Origin of the sequence: Stenotrophomonas maltophilia, assembly GCF_047782825.1 — a bacterium.
Classification (GTDB): domain Bacteria; phylum Pseudomonadota; class Gammaproteobacteria; order Xanthomonadales; family Xanthomonadaceae; genus Stenotrophomonas.
The window spans coordinates 4,297,879-4,313,582 of the sequence record NZ_CP180589.1 but is presented as its reverse complement, the minus strand read 5'-3'; the positions used below and the strand labels follow the sequence as shown (position 1 = coordinate 4,313,582).

The 15,704-nt window shown below is 67.5% G+C and carries 12 protein-coding genes; 6 read left to right on the top strand and 6 right to left on the bottom strand.

Translation table 11 applies throughout. The features are described from left to right. Positions 1–19: 19 nt before the first annotated feature. The 3 genes from ACM2ZB_RS19845 to ACM2ZB_RS19835 all read left to right on the top strand — a co-directional run bounded on the left by ACM2ZB_RS19845 (position 20) and on the right by ACM2ZB_RS19835 (position 4,843). Positions 20–1,801 carry a glycoside hydrolase family 15 protein gene (locus ACM2ZB_RS19845; protein ID WP_313441764.1) on the top strand — a complete coding sequence of 594 codons (1,782 nt, stop codon included), beginning with the start codon at positions 20–22 and terminating at the stop codon, positions 1,799–1,801. Then, positions 1,798–3,162, top strand: coding sequence for an alpha,alpha-trehalose-phosphate synthase (UDP-forming) (gene otsA / locus ACM2ZB_RS19840; RefSeq protein WP_416056697.1), 1,365 nt, complete (start codon positions 1,798–1,800; stop codon positions 3,160–3,162). The genes ACM2ZB_RS19845 and otsA overlap by 4 nt, the downstream gene beginning before the upstream one ends. 382 nt (positions 3,163–3,544) lie before the next feature. Continuing rightward, on the top strand, positions 3,545–4,843 hold the full coding sequence (locus ACM2ZB_RS19835) for an OmpA family protein (RefSeq protein WP_416056696.1): 1,299 nt from the start codon (positions 3,545–3,547) through the stop codon (positions 4,841–4,843). Between the two features lie 86 nt (positions 4,844–4,929). On the opposite strand, the gene ACM2ZB_RS19830 is transcribed toward ACM2ZB_RS19835, so the two are convergent. From ACM2ZB_RS19830 to rluD, 3 genes are read right to left on the bottom strand one after another with little or no spacing between them, the layout of a single operon-like run. Then, positions 4,930–5,370 (bottom strand): thiol-disulfide oxidoreductase DCC family protein, encoded by a 441-nt coding sequence (locus tag ACM2ZB_RS19830; protein ID WP_416056695.1) that lies wholly within the window; start codon positions 5,368–5,370, stop codon positions 4,930–4,932. Between the two features lie 17 nt (positions 5,371–5,387). Then, positions 5,388–6,155, bottom strand: a complete 768-nt coding sequence (pgeF, locus tag ACM2ZB_RS19825; protein WP_416056694.1) for a peptidoglycan editing factor PgeF — start codon at positions 6,153–6,155, stop codon at positions 5,388–5,390. Next, positions 6,155–7,144, bottom strand: a complete 990-nt coding sequence (gene rluD, locus ACM2ZB_RS19820) for a 23S rRNA pseudouridine(1911/1915/1917) synthase RluD (RefSeq protein WP_416056693.1) — start codon at positions 7,142–7,144, stop codon at positions 6,155–6,157. Before rluD ends, pgeF begins: the two co-directional genes overlap by 1 nt. A gap of 113 nt (positions 7,145–7,257) precedes the next feature. Here rluD and ACM2ZB_RS19815 point away from each other — a divergent pair, with 113 nt between their 5' ends. Beyond that, the gene (locus tag ACM2ZB_RS19815; protein ID WP_416056692.1) at positions 7,258–8,145 is read left to right on the top strand and encodes an outer membrane protein assembly factor BamD; all 888 of its coding nucleotides are present in this window, start codon (positions 7,258–7,260) and stop codon (positions 8,143–8,145) included. Between the two features lie 191 nt (positions 8,146–8,336). Then, positions 8,337–9,539, top strand: a complete 1,203-nt coding sequence (locus ACM2ZB_RS19810; protein ID WP_416056691.1) for a lipase family protein — start codon at positions 8,337–8,339, stop codon at positions 9,537–9,539. 155 nt (positions 9,540–9,694) lie between these two features. On the opposite strand, the gene ACM2ZB_RS19805 is transcribed toward ACM2ZB_RS19810, so the two are convergent. The 3 genes from ACM2ZB_RS19805 to sucC form a co-directional block, all read right to left on the bottom strand. Beyond that, positions 9,695–11,329: an NAD+ synthase gene (locus tag ACM2ZB_RS19805; protein WP_416056690.1), complete on the bottom strand. Its 1,635-nt coding sequence runs from the start codon at positions 11,327–11,329 to the stop codon at positions 9,695–9,697. Between the two features lie 205 nt (positions 11,330–11,534). After that, on the bottom strand, positions 11,535–12,410 hold the full coding sequence (sucD, locus tag ACM2ZB_RS19800) for a succinate--CoA ligase subunit alpha (protein ID WP_005410793.1): 876 nt from the start codon (positions 12,408–12,410) through the stop codon (positions 11,535–11,537). A 21-nt stretch (positions 12,411–12,431) separates the two neighbouring features. Beyond that, positions 12,432–13,601 (bottom strand): ADP-forming succinate--CoA ligase subunit beta, encoded by a 1,170-nt coding sequence (gene sucC / locus ACM2ZB_RS19795; RefSeq protein WP_108766110.1) that lies wholly within the window; start codon positions 13,599–13,601, stop codon positions 12,432–12,434. 467 nt (positions 13,602–14,068) lie between these two features. On the opposite strand from sucC, the gene ACM2ZB_RS19790 reads away from it, so the two are divergent. Continuing rightward, the gene (locus ACM2ZB_RS19790) at positions 14,069–15,682 is read left to right on the top strand and encodes a sensor histidine kinase (RefSeq protein ID WP_313441775.1); all 1,614 of its coding nucleotides are present in this window, start codon (positions 14,069–14,071) and stop codon (positions 15,680–15,682) included. Positions 15,683–15,704: the final 22 nt, after the last annotated feature.

The following is a 15,704-nucleotide window of genomic DNA, read 5'->3' as shown; positions in this document are numbered from 1 at the left end:
AACCGAGATGTACCGCGTGATGACCCAACCCGATCTTGATCTGGGCGTGGTCGGCAACGGCAGCTTCGGCGCCCTGGTCGACAAACATGCCCGCGTTGTCTGGAGCTGCCTGCCCACCTTCGACGGCGACCCGACCTTCTGTGCCCTGCTCGGCCCCAACCAGCAGACCGGTGGCGACTTCGCCATCGAACTGGAAGACTTCGCCGACAGCGAGCAGGAATACCTGACCAACACCGCCATCCTGCGCACGGTGCTGCGCGACCACCATGGCGGCTCGCTGGAAATCCTCGATTTCGCGCCGCGCTGGCGGCAGAACGATCGCTTCTACCGTCCGGTCAGCCTGATCCGCCAGGTGCGACCGCTCACCGGCAGCCCGCGCATCACCGTGCTGGCGCGGCCGCTGGCCGATTGGGGCGCGCGAGTGCCCGAATCGACCTGGGGCAGCAACCACGTGCGCTGGATCCTGCCCGAACATGTGCTGCGGTTGACCACCGACGTGCCCGTGCGCATGGTGCGCGAAGGCCTGCCGTTCGTGCTCAACCACCCCATCCACCTGATCCTGGGCGTGGATGAATCGCTGAACCGCTCCATCAGCGGCTACGTGCAGGAAGCCTTCCAGCGCACGCGCGATTACTGGCGCGAATGGGTGCGCTACCTGTCCATTCCGCTGGAATGGCAGGACGCGGTCATCCGCAGCGCGATTACCCTGAAACTGTGCCAGTACGAGGACAGCGGCGCGATCATCGCGGCGATGACCACCTCCATCCCCGAAGCGCCCGGCAGCGTACGCAACTGGGATTACCGCTACTGTTGGCTGCGCGATGCCGCCTTCGTGGTGCGTGCGCTGAACCGCCTTGGCGCGACCCGCACGATGGAGCAGTTCCTGGGCTACATCTTCAACCTGGCCACCACCGACGGCACCCTGCAGCCGCTGTACGGCATCGGCTTCGAGGCCAAGCTGGACGAGGACGAAGTGCCCAGCCTGTCCGGTTACCGCGGCATGGGCCCGGTACGCCGCGGCAACCTGGCCTGGGTGCAGCGCCAGCACGATGTGTATGGCAGCGTGGTGCTGGCCTCCACCCAGCTGTTCTTCGACCGCCGCCTGCAGGACCCCGGCGATGCGCACACCTTCGCGCGGCTGGAGCCGCTGGGCGAACAGGCCTTCGCCCTGCACGACGTGCCCGATGCCGGCCTGTGGGAATTCCGCGGCCGCACCGAAGTGCACACCTACACCAGCGCGATGTGCTGGGCCGCCTGCGACCGCCTGTGCAAGATCGCCGTGCGCCTCAAGCGCGACGACCGCGCGAACTACTGGCGCGCGCGCGCCGACACCATCCATGCGCGCATCATGGCCGATGCCTGGAGCGACGAGCTGGGCCATTTCACCGACACCTTCAACGGCCATCGGCTGGATGCGTCCCTGCTGCTGCTGGCCGACATCGGCTTCATCGATGCGCGGGACGCGCGCTTCGTTGCCACGGTCGAAGCGATCGGCCGCGATCTCAAGCACGGCAATTCGCTGTACCGCTATGTCGCGCCGGACGACTTCGGTGAACCGGAAACCAGCTTCACCATCTGCACGTTCTGGTACATCGACGCGCTGGCGGCGATCGGCCGCATGGACGAAGCCCGCGAGATGTTCGAGCTGTTGCTGAAGCAGCGCAACCACCTGGGCCTGCTGTCGGAGGATCTGGCCTTCGATGGCGGCGAAGCCTGGGGCAATTTCCCGCAGACCTATTCGCATGTCGGCCTGATCACCGCCGCCATGCGCCTGTCGCGGTCCTGGCAGGAGGCCTCGTGAGTCGTCTGGTTGTTGTATCCAACCGTGTGGCGGTCCCCGGCGAAAACCGCGCCGGCGGCCTGGCGGTCGGCCTGCTGGCCGCACTGAAGGAACGCGGTGGCCTGTGGTTCGGCTGGAGCGGCAAGAACGCCAAGGATGCCAGTGGCACCCTGCACCAGCAGAAGGACGGTGACATCGAGTACGTCACCATGGATCTGGCCAAGCGCGATGTGGACGGCTACTACAACGGCTTTTCCAACCGCACGCTGTGGCCGCTGCTGCACTTCCGCCTGGACCTGGTCGACTACGACCGCGGCACCCGCGAGACCTACCACAAGGTCAATGCGCTGTTCGCCGACAAACTCGCCCCGCTGCTGCGCGAGGACGACATCGTCTGGATCCACGATTACCACCTGATCCCGCTGGGTGCGATGCTGCGCGAACGCGGGATCGGCTGCCGGATCGGATTCTTCCTGCACATCCCGATGCCTTCGGCAGACCTGCTGCAGGCCATGCCCGACCATCTGCGGCTGTTCTCATCGCTGTATGCCTACGATCTGGTCGGCTTCCAGACCCAGCGCGATGCCGACCGCTTCCAGACCTACCTGCGCCTGTTCGGCGGCGGCCGCGTGCTGGACGATGGCCGGCTGGAAGCGCCGGGCGGGCGTCGCTTCCGCGCGGCAGCCTTCCCGATCGGCATCGATACCGACCTGATCGCCCGCCAGGCGGCGACGGCGGCCACCAAGGCCTCGGTGAAGAACCTGCGCAGCAGCCTGCGCGACCGGCAGCTGGCCATCGGCGTGGACCGCCTGGACTACTCCAAGGGCCTGCCCGAGCGCTTCCTCGGCTTCGAGCGCTACCTGGAGCGCCACCCCGACCAGCGCGGCTCGCTGACCTACCTGCAGATCGCGCCGGTCTCGCGCGGCGATGTCACCGAGTACCGGCAGCTGCGCAGCCAGCTGGAACAGATCGCCGGACACATCAATGGCGGTCATGCCGAACCGGACTGGACGCCGCTGCGCTACGTCAACCAGAACTTCACCCATGCCACGCTGACCGGGTTCTATCGCGCGGCAGCCGTCGGCCTGGTCACGCCGCTGCGTGATGGCATGAACCTGGTGGCCAAGGAGTACGTGGCGTCGCAGGACCCGGAGGATCCCGGCGTACTGGTGCTGTCACTGCTGGCCGGCGCCGCCGACGAACTGAAGCAGGCGCTGCTGGTGAACCCGCACGACCTGGATGGCGTGGCCGATGCCATCGCCACCGCCGCGACGATGTCACTGCGCCGGCGCAAGGAACGCTGGAACGCGATGATGGAGCACCTGCGGACCTACGACATCAACCACTGGCGCCGCAGCTACCTGGACGCGCTGGAAGGCTGATTGCCGGCCATCGCATGCACGCTCCTCCGACGCCGGGCGCCTGCCCGGCGCTTTTCTGTGTGACTGCAGCACACCTGAGGACCGACGAGATTTGTCGCTTTCAGCACGAAGTGTTTTCGGATGAAACGAATGTTCGCCTCATGCAGAGGGCGCCGCGAGATGTCGTATTCAGCACCTTCTGCCGAGGAAACGCCCTGCGCACAAGGCGCTTCGTGCAGCGCCCTGCAGACGACGGCATGCCGCTGGCAAACGAAAGCTGCGGAGCAATCCATATTTCATTTCGCGTTGACACGCGGTTCCCAAAGTAGCGCCCCCGGGGCCATCGCATGCCGCCACCTGCGAACAAGCGATGACGTACATCACATTCCTGGGATTTCTCTGCATGAGCGCTTACGACCGTTTTGTTGAAGATGCTGCCGTCCGTCTTGAGCTGGGCCACCGTGCCCGCTGGGTCATCGACGTTCTGCAGGCCTGGATCGCCACCCGGCCGGGCGGACTGGCGGGATTGCAGCAGCAGTTCGAAGACGCGGGACTGGCCGCACGCTTCCATTCGTGGCGACAGCCGACGCAGGTGTCCCTGCCCATCGTTGCCAGTGAGCTGGAACGCGCGCTCGGTGCCCCTACCCTGGCCCTCATCGCGCAGCGCAGCGACATGTCGCCGGGCGCGTTCCGGGTCGTGGCCTGCCAGCTCCTGCCAGGGGTGGTCGCCCTGATGTCGGCCAACGCCGCCTCCCGGCGCGTGCCGGCCACCAGCGAGCGGGTACCAGGGGCACTCGCGCGACGCATGGCAGGCGCCGTACCCTCGCTCGCCATGTACGGCATGGCACTGCGCAGCCTGCTGTGGATGCTGGCTGCGGCGACCGTGCTCATCCTGACCACCCTGCTGCTGCTCAAGGCGCGCACGCCCCTGTGGACGGCGCAGGCGCTTTCCCACGACCACGCCTCGCGCATTGTCCTGCAGCAGGACGGCCGTCGAATGCAGGTAGAGGGCAGCCTGCCAAGCGAGTCCGACCGCAGGCGTCTGTGGAATGCACTCAAGGCCGTCCACGGCCAGCAGAATCTCAGTGGCAGCATCGCGCTTGACCCGCGTGCGCAGCCGCCACGCTGGCTGGATCGCTTGGTCAGCGATCTGCCCCATCTGCAGGGCGATGGCATGCGGTTGGAATTCGACGGCCAACTACTGCGCATCGATACCACGGACATGGCTGACGCGCAGCGCCTGGCGATCTCGCATCGTCTGCGCCAGGACTTCCCCGCCCTGCAGATGCAGGGACTGTGGGGGCCGGGGCTTGCCGCGCTGGCGAAGTTGCCGGCCGACGCAGGCAGTGGCGAGCGCGTGGCGGCACTCAATCTCACGCGGTTGAAATTCCACATGGGTTCGTCCGAGCTGACCGGTGATTCGCTGGAAACGCTGGACGCGGTAGCCACTGCCCTGCGCCATGCGCCCGCCGGAATGCGGGTGGAAGTGGCGGCCCATACCGACAGCCACGGTGACGCCCGTTCCAACCAGCAATTGAGCCAGCAGCGCGCCGATGCGGTGGTCCAGGCATTGCAGGAGCGCGGGGCACCTGCCGCCATGCTGGTGCCCGTGGGCTATGGCCAGGATCAGCCGGTGGCCGACAACCGCAGTGATGCCGGGCGCACGCAGAACCGGCGCATCGCCTACCAGCTGCTGGAATGAGGCACGACCGGTTGTGGAGTCGAGCCATGCTCGACTGATTCCCAAGCAGTCGAGCATGGCTCGACTCTACAAAAAGGCAGCGGTGGTCAATCCAGGAAGCGTGCGGCCTGATCCGGGTTCGGCAGGTAGCAGGCGTCATGCCGGCCGAACCAGCGGTAGCGGTTGCGTGCCAGCGCGCGGTAGGCCACGTCGCGAGCGCCGCGCGGGACCAAGCGAAGCAGCCCGGCCAACCGCCAAGCGCCCCCCAGGCCGGTCAGCACGCGCAGGATGGCGTCGGTATCGGTACAGGCGCCCTGCTCGTCCACCAGCAGGAACGACAGCGGATCGTTCGGGTCCAGCCCGTGGGCGCGCAGCAGGGCACTGCCCTGCGTGCCCTGCATCGCGGCGAAGCGGTAGCGCCCGTGCCGGTCGAAGCGCAGCAGGAAACGCACCCAGCGGCTGCACAGCGCGCAGACGCCGTCGAAGACGATCACGGCCGTCTGGGTGGGGTCGGATCCCTTTTCGGCAGAAAAGGGCTCTGACCCCATCGGGCTGCCAGTGGGCTTCATTCCATCCACACCAGCGTCGCCATGCGCCCGGTGCGGCGGTCACGGCGGTGCGAATACAGGTCCGGGTCGGCCATGGTCGACACCGTGCCGCCATGGATGTTGGCTGCGGCCAGCCCCGCCGCCTGCAGCCGCTGCCGGGCCAAAGCGAACAGATCCACCTTCCAGTGCCCGGCACGGGTGGCGACGAAGGCCGCTTCCGCTGCCGGATCGTGGCCGACGAAGGCGTGGTAGACCTCCTCGCCGATCTCATAGTCCTGCGGGCCGGCCGCCGGGCCCAGCCAGGCGCGCAGCTGCGCCGGCGCGGTATTCATGGCGGCCACCGTGGCCTCCAGCATGCCGTCGGCCAGGCCGCGCCAGCCGGCGTGCGCCGCGCCCACTTCGCTGCCGTCCTGCGCGGCGAACACCACCGGCAGGCAATCGGCAGTCAGGATCGCCAGCACCACGCCACGCACCGAGGTCACTGCCGCATCGGCCACCGGCTCGCTGGCACCGGCCACCGGCGCGGCGTCGAAACGCAGCACCGTGGCGCTGTGCACCTGGCGCAGCCAGTGCGGCGCCGATGGCAGGGCCAGGCCCTGCTGCAGCAGCTGCCGGTTGTGCTCGACGTTGGCCGGGGTATCACCATCGGCCGCGTGCCGGTTGCCCAGGTTGAACTGCGCAAACGGCGCCGGCGAAATGCCCGCGCCATGCCGGCGCGTGGTCAGCGCGCGGACGCCCGGGGGTGCCGGCCAGTCGGCCTGCAGCAGCGGCAGCGCGGCGTCCATCACCAGCGGTCCCGCTCGCGCTCGGCAAAGGCCGCGCTGTCTTCGCGCAGCACCTTCATCAGGTGCAGCATGTCGTCCGGCACCGGCGCGGTATTGCGCACCGGCTGGCCCGTGACCGGGTGCACGAACTCCAGGGTCTCCGCATGCAGGGCCTGGCGCTTGAAGCCGCGCAGGGCCGCGACCAGTTCATCGCTGGCGCCCTTGGGCAGCTTCAGCGCGCCGCCGTACAGCGGGTCACCCACGATCGGGTGGCGGATGTGCGCCATGTGCACGCGGATCTGGTGGGTACGGCCGGTTTCCAGGCGGCATTCCAGCGCGGTATGCGCGCGGAAACGCTCGCGCAGGCGGTAATGGGTCACCGCTTCCTTGCCGTCTTCGCGCACGCCCATCTTCAGGCGGTCGCGCGGATGGCGGTCGATCGGGGCGTCAGCGGTACCGCCGGCTACCAGCGCGCCCATCACCACGGCCAGGTACTGGCGGTGTACGTCGCGCGCGGCCAGCTGCTCGACCAGGGCGGTCTGCGCTTCCAAGGTGCGCGCCACGACCATCACGCCGCTGGTGTCCTTGTCCAGGCGGTGCACGATGCCCGCGCGCGGCAGCACCGCCACCGACGGGTCGCGGTACAGCAGGGCATTGACCAGGGTGCCGCTGTGGTTGCCGGCACCGGGGTGGACCACCAGGCCGACCGGCTTGTTGATCACCAGCAGGTGCTCGTCCTCGAACAGCACGTCCAGCGGGATGTCTTCCGGCTGGGCGTCGGTCTGGGTTTCCAGCACCACGGTGAGGGTCACGACCTCGCCGCCGCGCAGCGGGTCGCGCGGGCGGGCCTGGGCGCCGTCCAGCAGGACATCGCCGGATTTGATCCATTCGGTCAGGCGCGAGCGCGAGTATTCGGGGAACAGCTCGGCCACGACCGCGTCGAAACGACGGCCGGCGGAGGTGTCGGGGACGATGGCCTGGCGGGCCGATTCGGAGGGTTGTTCAGACATGGCAGGGGGCTATCTTTGAAATTTTGGGGTCCGGGCGACCGGTTTCAGTCGCTGGACAGGACACTAGGCTATCATCGACCCTTCGTATTCCAGACGCGTCCCGCCTTGACCCCATGATCCGACGCTCCGCCATGCTCTCCGCGCCCGTCCGCCTCACCGCCCTGCTGCTGGTGCTGGTCATCGCCGCCACCGGCTGCCACCGCGGCGCCAAGAAGGGCGATCGCCCCGATGAAGGGACGCCGGTCGAACAGCTGTACGACAAGAGCCACACGCTGATGCAGGGTGGCAACTGGAGCGGCGCCGAAGCCAGCTTCCGCCGCTTGGTGGCCCAGTACCCGTACGGTCCCTACACCGAGCAGGCGATGATCGAGACCGCCTACGCCCAGTACAAGGCCGGCAAGCACGATGACGCAGTGTCCAGCATCGACCGCTTCATCCGTACCTACCCGACCCACCGTAACATCGCCTACCTGTACTACCTGCGCGGCCTGGCGAACTCCAACCGCAATACGGTTTTCCTGCGCCGCGTATGGTCGCTGGATCCGAGCCGCCGCGATCTGTCCACGCCGCACCAGGCGTATTCGGACTTCAACATCGTGGTTGACCGCTACCCGAACAGCCGTTACGCCGCCGATGCGCGCCAGCGCATGATCGAGCTGCGTGACGTGTTCGCCCAGCACGAGCTGGACAACGCGTTGTACTACCTGCGCCGTGGCGCCTATGTCTCCGCTGCCGGTCGCGCCAGCTACCTGCTGGAGACCTACCCGCAGAGTGCCTTCCAGTACGACGCAGTGGCGGTGCTGGCCGAGTCCTACACCCACCTGGGCAACAAGACGCTGGCCGACGACGCCCGTCGCGTGCTGACCCTGAACCAGCCCACCCACCCGTGGCTGGAAGGCAAGTGGCCGAAGTACCCGTGGATGATCCGCAAGCTGAACCCGTTCGCCGGCGAGAAGTCGGCCAGCACCGGCCAGCGCAACGCGCGGCTGGAAAAGAAATAAGAAAGGGGCCCCGCAAGGGGCCCTTTCCTTTTGTAGAGTCGAGCCATGCTCGACTGATGCTCTGGCCCGGGAAACCCGGCCACCTAGGAATTCTACGAATCCCCGGCCATTGCGACGTCGTTCGCAGCCGGCACCGGTGGCGCACCTCCACACTGCGGGTCAACGGCCATCCCGGCCGGCAAGGAGCCCGCATGTCCCGACCATCCCGCCGTTTCCAGCTTGTCCCGACGCTGATCGCCGCCGCCCTCCTGGGGCAGGCAGCAAGCCCTGCCGCTGCTGCGCCGGCCGCCCCGGGCGATCTTCTGTCAGCCGCGCCGTACCGGGCCAGCTGGGTGCCCTCCCGGGCCGCGCAGGCCTACAAACTCCACTACCGCACCCCTGACCATCGCGGCCAGCTGGCCGAAGGCACCGGCCTGCTGTATTTACCGGCCGGCGCACCGCCGCTTGGCGGCTGGCCGGTGGTTTCGTGGGCGCATGGCACCCAGGGCATTGCCGACCGCTGCGCGCCCTCGGTATCCGGCCCCTACCAGCCCGAACGCGACGGGCGCTTCCTCGACCAGTTCCTGGCCCAGGGCTACGCCGTGGTCGCCGCCGACTACCAAGGGCTGGGCAGCCCCGGCAACCACGCCTACCTGCACGTGCGCACCGCCGCGCGCAACGCCATCGATCTGGTCAAGGCCAGCCGCAACTACCTGGGTACGACGACGCTGTCACCGCGCTGGGTATCGGTCGGCCATTCACAGGGTGGCGCGGCGGCGTTGACCGCCGGCCATATGGCCGCCTCCCATGGCGGCCCGTCGCTGCAGTACCGCGGCAGCTTCACCACCGGCACGCCCACGGCGGTCGAGCTGACCGCGCTGGTGATGAAGCCGGACAACCGCGCGCCCAACCCCGGCGCGGTCAATGCGTACCACGCCTACCTGCTGGACGGCCTGCTGCAGGTCGCCCCGCAGATCGACCGGGTGCTCAGTGATGCCGGGCGCGCGCGGGTCGCCCTGGCCCGCCAGCAGTGCCTGGGCGAACTGGCCGCGACCCTGGACGGCGCCGATACCGGCTCGATGTTCAGTGCACCGCTGACCCAGGTGCCCGGCATCTGGGCCGTGCTGCACGACTATCTGGGTGTGCCGCGCAAGGGCTTCAGCCAGCCGCTGATGCTGGGGCACGGCAGCGAGGACCGCGACGTGCCCTACCTGACCACCCTGCTGTACGCCGCCGGCCTGACCCTGCGTGGCGAGCCGGTGGCGTTCCGGCGCTATCCGGTCGACCACCGTGGCACGCTGGATGCCGCCGCAGCCGACGGCCTCGCTTTCGTGCGTGCGCGGCTGGGGGATGTGCACTTCAATGAAGCGGCCGAGACCGCAGGTCTGGAACGGTTGCTGGACGAGGCCCCGTAGATCCACGCCATGCGTGGACAGCCCGAACTGTAGAGTCGAGCCACGCTCGACTGCCTCTGAGCCGAGCATGGCTCGGCTCTACAGTAGATCCGCGCCATGCGTGGATGCGCGGTGCATCGGGTTGCCGGCCAGCGGCCGGCACTACCTGCGCTTCCTCAGCTCTTGTAGCCGTTGCTGATCGGGTAACGGCGCTCACGCCCGAAGGCGCGGCGGGACACCTTCGGTCCCGGCGCGGCCTGGTGCCGCTTCCACTCGCTGATGCGCACCAGGCGCAGTACGCGGTCGACCACGGCCGCGTCGTAGCCGGCGGCCACGATTTCCGTGCGCGACTGTTCCTGGTCCACGTAGCGGTACAGGATGCCGTCCAGCACGTCGTAGGCCGGCAGCGAATCCTGGTCCAGCTGGTTGTCACGCAGTTCGGCCGACGGCGGGCGGCTGATCACCGCCGGCGGGATCACCGGCGCGCCGCCCACGGTATTGCGCCACTTGGACAGGCCGAACACTTCGGTCTTGTACAGATCCTTCAGCGGCGCGTAGCCACCGCACATGTCGCCGTAGATGGTGGCATAGCCCACCGCGTACTCGCTCTTGTTGCCGGTGGTGAGCAGCAGGCCGCCGAACTTGTTGGCCAGCGCCATCAGGATCACGCCGCGGCTGCGCGACTGCAGGTTCTCTTCGGTCACGTCCGGAGTGGTGCCCTCGAACATCGGCGCCAGCGCTTCCATCAGGCCCTTGAAGGCCGGCTCGATCGACACCGCCTCCAGCTTCACGCCCAGCGCCTCGCACTGCTCGGCGGCCAGGTCGTTGGACATACCGGCGGTGTAGCGCGACGGCAGGCGCACGGCGGTGACGTTCTCAGCGCCGAGCGCGTCCACTGCCAGGGCCAGCACCAGCGCCGAGTCGATGCCGCCGGACAGGCCCAGCCAGACCTTCTTGAAGCCGTTCTTGCGGCAGTAGTCCTGGATGCCGCGGGTCACCGCGCGCCAGGCCAGCGCATCCATGCTCTCGTCGCCATCGTCCATCCACACGTGCGGCAGGAAACGGCGGGTTTCCCCGTCGTAGTCCACCACCAGCCACTGGTCGACAAAGGCGGCTGCGGCCGGGTGCACGGTGCCGTCACCGTCGGCCACCACCGAGGCGCCGTCGAACACCAGCGCGTCCTGGCCACCCACCACGTTCAGGTAGGCGATGGCCGCCCCGCTTTCACGGGTACGCGCCGCCAGCACGGCGTCACGCTGGGCGTGCTTGCCGCGCTCGTAAGGCGACGCGTTGGGCACCACCACCAGCTGCGCGCCTTCGCGCACGGTCTCGGCCAGCGGTTCGGCAAACCACAGGTCCTCGCAGATCAGCAGGCCCACCGGCACACCGTTGACGTCGAACACGCAGCTGCCGCCGTCCGGGTCCACGTCGAAGTAGCGGCGTTCGTCGAACACGGCGTAATTGGGCAGCTCGCGCTTGCGGTAGGTGCGCTCGACCAGGCCATCCCGCAGCACGCTGGCGGCGTTGTACACCACCGCACCGGCGGCCTGCGGCCAGCCGACCACGGCGGTGATGCCACGGCAGGCGGCGGCGATGCGGGTCATCGCCTGCTCGCACTCGTACAGGAAGCCGGGGCGCAGCAGCAGGTCCTCCGGCGGGTAACCGCTCACTGCCAGCTCGGGGAACATCACCAGCTCGGCGCCGTACTCCTCGCGCGCCTGGCTGATCATCTCGATGATGCGCTCGGTGTTGCCGGCGACATCGCCGACCGGGAAGTCGAACTGCGCCATCGCGATGCGGATCGAAGCCATGGGAATCCAGCCTGTGGTTGCAATGGCCCATTGTAGCGCCGCACCGTGCACTCGCCGGGGAGGGCCACACCCGGTAGATCCACGCCATGCGTGGATGGGGCCGCCGGAACGCGGGACCCCATACGCACAAAGGCCGCCCGGAGGCGGCCTTTGTGTTTTCGCATGCAGCAGTCGAGCAAGCTCGACTCTACAGGGGCAGCCGGTCTTATTTCACCAGCTTGGCGATGGCAGCGCCCAGGTCGCCCGGCGAACGCACGGTGACGACACCGGCAGCTTCCATGGCGGCGAACTTGCCTTCAGCCGTACCCTTGCCGCCCGAGGCGATCGCACCGGCGTGGCCCATGCGCTTGCCGGCCGGAGCCGACGCACCGGCGATGAAACCGACGACCGGCTTCTTCACGTGGTTCTTGATGTACTCGGCGCCAGCTTCCTCGGCGTCGCCGCCGATTTCGCCGACCATGATGATGCCTTCGGTCTGCGGGTCTTCGTTGAACAGCTTCAGGCAGTCGACGAAGTTCAGGCCGTTGATCGGGTCACCGCCGATGCCGATGCAGGTGGACTGGCCCAGGCCGACTTCGGTGGTCTGCTTGACTGCTTCATAGGTCAGAGTGCCCGAACGCGACACGATGCCGATCTTGCCCGGCTGGTGGATGTGGCCCGGCATGATGCCGATCTTGCACTCACCCGGGGTGATGACGCCCGGGCAGTTCGGCCCGATCAGCACGGTGTCCGGATGCGAACGGGTCAGCACGTTCTTGACGCGCAGCATGTCCAGCACCGGGATGCCTTCGGTGATGCAGACGATGACCTTGATGCCGGCAGCAGCGGCTTCCAGGATCGCGTCAGCCGCGTACGGCGGCGGCACGTAGATGACCGAAGCGTTGGCGCCGGTGCTCTGCACGGCGTCGGCAACGGTGTTGAAGACCGGCAGGTCGATATGGGTGGTGCCACCCTTGCCCGGGGTCACGCCGCCCACAACCTGGGTGCCGTACTCGATCATCTGAGTGGCGTGGAAGGTGCCCTGCTGGCCGGTGAAGCCCTGCACGATCACCTTGGTGTTCTTGTTGATCAAAACAGACATGGTAATTCCTTGGTGTCGGTATCAGGCGGCGTTCTTGACAGCTTCAACGATCTTCTTGGCGCCATCGTTGATGTTGTCAGCCGGGATGATGGCCATGCCGCTGTCACGCAGCAGCTGCTTGCCTTCTTCCACGTTGGTGCCTTCCAGGCGCACCACGACCGGAACCTTGACGCCCACTTCCTTCACGGCGGCGATGATGCCTTCGGCAATCATGTCGCAGCGGACGATGCCGCCGAAGATGTTGACGAAGATGCCTTCGACCTTGTCCGAGGACAGGATCAGCTTGAAGGCTTCGATGACGCGCTGCTTGTTGGCACCGCCGCCCACGTCCAGGAAGTTCGCCGGCTCGCCGCCGTTGAGCTTGATGACGTCCATGGTGGCCATGGCCAGGCCGGCGCCGTTCACCATGCAGCCGATGTTGCCGTCCATGGTGACGTAGTTGATGTCCAGTTCCGAAGCGATCACTTCGGTCGGATCTTCCTGGGTCTTGTCGCGCATGGCGACCAGGGCCTTCTGGCGGAAGGCGGCGTTGTCGTCGCTGTCGAACTTGCCGTCCAGCGCGTACAGGTTGCCGTCGTCCAGGATGGCCAGCGGGTTGATTTCAACCAGGGCCAGGTCCTTTTCGTTGAACAGGCGGTACAGGTTCACCATGATGCTGGCGAACTGGCCGGCCTGCTTGGCGGTCAGGCCCAGCTTGAAGCCGAAATCACGGCCGTGGTAGCCCTGCACGCCTTCGACGAAGTCGACGTTCAGCGAGTGGATCAGCTCCGGGGTTTCAGCGGCGACCTGCTCGATCTCCACGCCGCCTTCCGAAGAAGCGATGTAGGTGATGGTCTTGGTGCCACGGTCAACCAGCACCGACAGGTACAGTTCCTTGACGATCTCGCCAGCGGTGGTCACCAGCACCAGGTTGACCGGCAGTTCAACGCCAGCGGTCTGGTAGGTGGCCATCTTGGTGCCGAGCATCTTGGCCGCAGCGGCCTTCACGTCGTCGGTGGTCTTGCAGAACTTGACGCCGCCAGCCTTGCCGCGGCCGCCAGCGTGGATCTGCGCCTTGACCATCCAGGGGCCCTGGCCCAGGGAGTTGGCAGCATCGACTGCTTCGTCCGGGGTCGCCGCGACCTTGCCGGCCGGGACCGGGATGCCGTACTCGGCAAGCAGCTGTTTTGACTGGTATTCGTGGAAATTCATGCGTCACCGTGGGAATAGGAACGACCGCACGCAATTCCTCAGGGGCCCCGGCGGGGCGCCGGCATGGACCGCGGCGGGCCCACTATTGTGGCCGAGCCAGCGCCGGGGCGCAAAGACGTCGGGACAAACGGCCTGATCCGGCCAGATTTCCGCCGCCATTCAGGCAGTTGCGCCGCCCCCACGGGTGCCGCCCAAGGCCTGGCCAAGGCCGATTGCGCAGGAAACCGCTTCCACCGGCCTATACTGGGTGGCGTCGCGTCGAGGTAGAGTCGAGCCATGCTCGACCGGTGCCTGGAGCAGTCGAGCAAGCTCGACTCTACGGAAACCACAGTCTCTACGGAAACCACAGTCGAGCATGGCTCGACTCTACGATGACGAAGCGTATCCGACGATCGGGGGACAGTCGGGCACATTCCAGGCCAACGCCGTCAGACCCAGTTCCAGGCAGCCAGAAGGGGAGTTCCGGCGTGTCACCCAGTGCTTCATTGATCGACCGTATCGAATCGATTCCGCGGCGCGAGCTCTATTTCTTCGCGTTGTACCGGGTGCTGATCGCCTCGGTCATCGCCGCCCTGCTGTACAGCCCCCTGTCGGCCATGGTCGGCGATGCGCACCACCCGCGCCTGGCCTATGCGGTGGGTGCCGCGTACCTGCTGCTGTCATTGCTGCTGCTGGCGGTCGGCCGCAGCGAGCGCTGGCTGCTGCCGATCGTGGTGACCGGCGTGCTGCTGGACATCATCGCCGCCAGCCTGCTGGCCCATGCCCTGCCCGGCGCCAGCGCCGGCATCTCGATGTCGCTGCTGTTCAATATCGCCGCCGCGGCCACCCTGCTGCCGCTCAGCTGGGGCCTGGTGCTGGCCCTGGCCGCCAGCGTCGCCACCGCGGCCGAATACCTGTGGAAGGTGCTGGAAGGCGGCGACCCCACCCGCACGCTGGCCGAACTGGCCATGTTCGCCACCAGTTACCTGGCCCTGGCCTTCATCAGCTACCAGGTAGGCAACCGCGCCCGGCGCAACCAGCAACTGGCCAACCAGCGCGGCGACGAAGTGGCCAACCTGTTCCAGATCAACGAACTGATCATCCGCCGCATGCGCACCGGGGTGATGGTGGTCGATGGTGAAAACCGCATCACCCTGGCCAACGAGGCCGCCTCGCTGCTGCTGGGCGACAGCGATGGCATCGGCGAGAGCGGCCAGCTGGACCTGACCAGCATCGCCCCGGAACTGGCCCGGCGCCTGAACCGCTGGCGCAACGGCTGGAGCCAGGACGAGATGCCCCTGCAGCTCAACCCCGACCAGCCCGAGGTCCAGCCGCGCTTTGCCCGCCTGCTGGCCGGCAGCGACCTGGCCCTGGTGTTCCTGGACGATTCCAGCGTGGTCTCGCGCCGCGCCGAATCGCTCACCCTGTCGGCGATGGGGCGCTTCTCGGCCAGCCTGGCCCACGAGATCCGCAATCCGCTGGCGGCGATCAACTATGCCGTGCAGCTGCTGGAGGAAGGCACCGGCTTCAACGAGAGCGACCGCCGCCTGCTGCAGATCATCCACCAGCAGTGCCAGCGCACCAACGGCATTGTCGAAAGCGTACTGGGCCTGGCCCGCCGCGAACGGGCCAACCCGGAAAACGTGGATCTGGCCGCCTTCGTGCGCCGCTTCGTGCTGGAGTACAAGCAGGGTCAGACCCTGGAAACGGACAGCATCGAGCCGATCATCAACGAGACCTCGGTGCCGGCCCAGGTCGATACCCGCCATCTCTACCAGGTGCTGACCGTGCTGGTGCACAACGCGCTGAAGTACGGCCGCATCGGCCAGCAGCCGGCACGCGTGCGCCTGCGCGTGGCCCAGCACGAGCGCAGCGCGGTGATCGATGTGATGGACCGCGGCCCGGGCATTCCCGAGGCGGTGGCCGCGCAGCTGTTCCGACCCTTCTTCACCACCTCCGAGCACGGCACCGGCCTGGGCCTGTATATCGCCCGCGAGCTGTGCCGGGCCAACCAGGCGCGGCTGGATTACATCCCTGTGCCGGCCGGCGGCTCCTGCTTCCGGCTGGTCCTGCCCGGCCCGCATACCCTGCTTCCGAACTGATCCGCCCCGTCAAACATTTGTC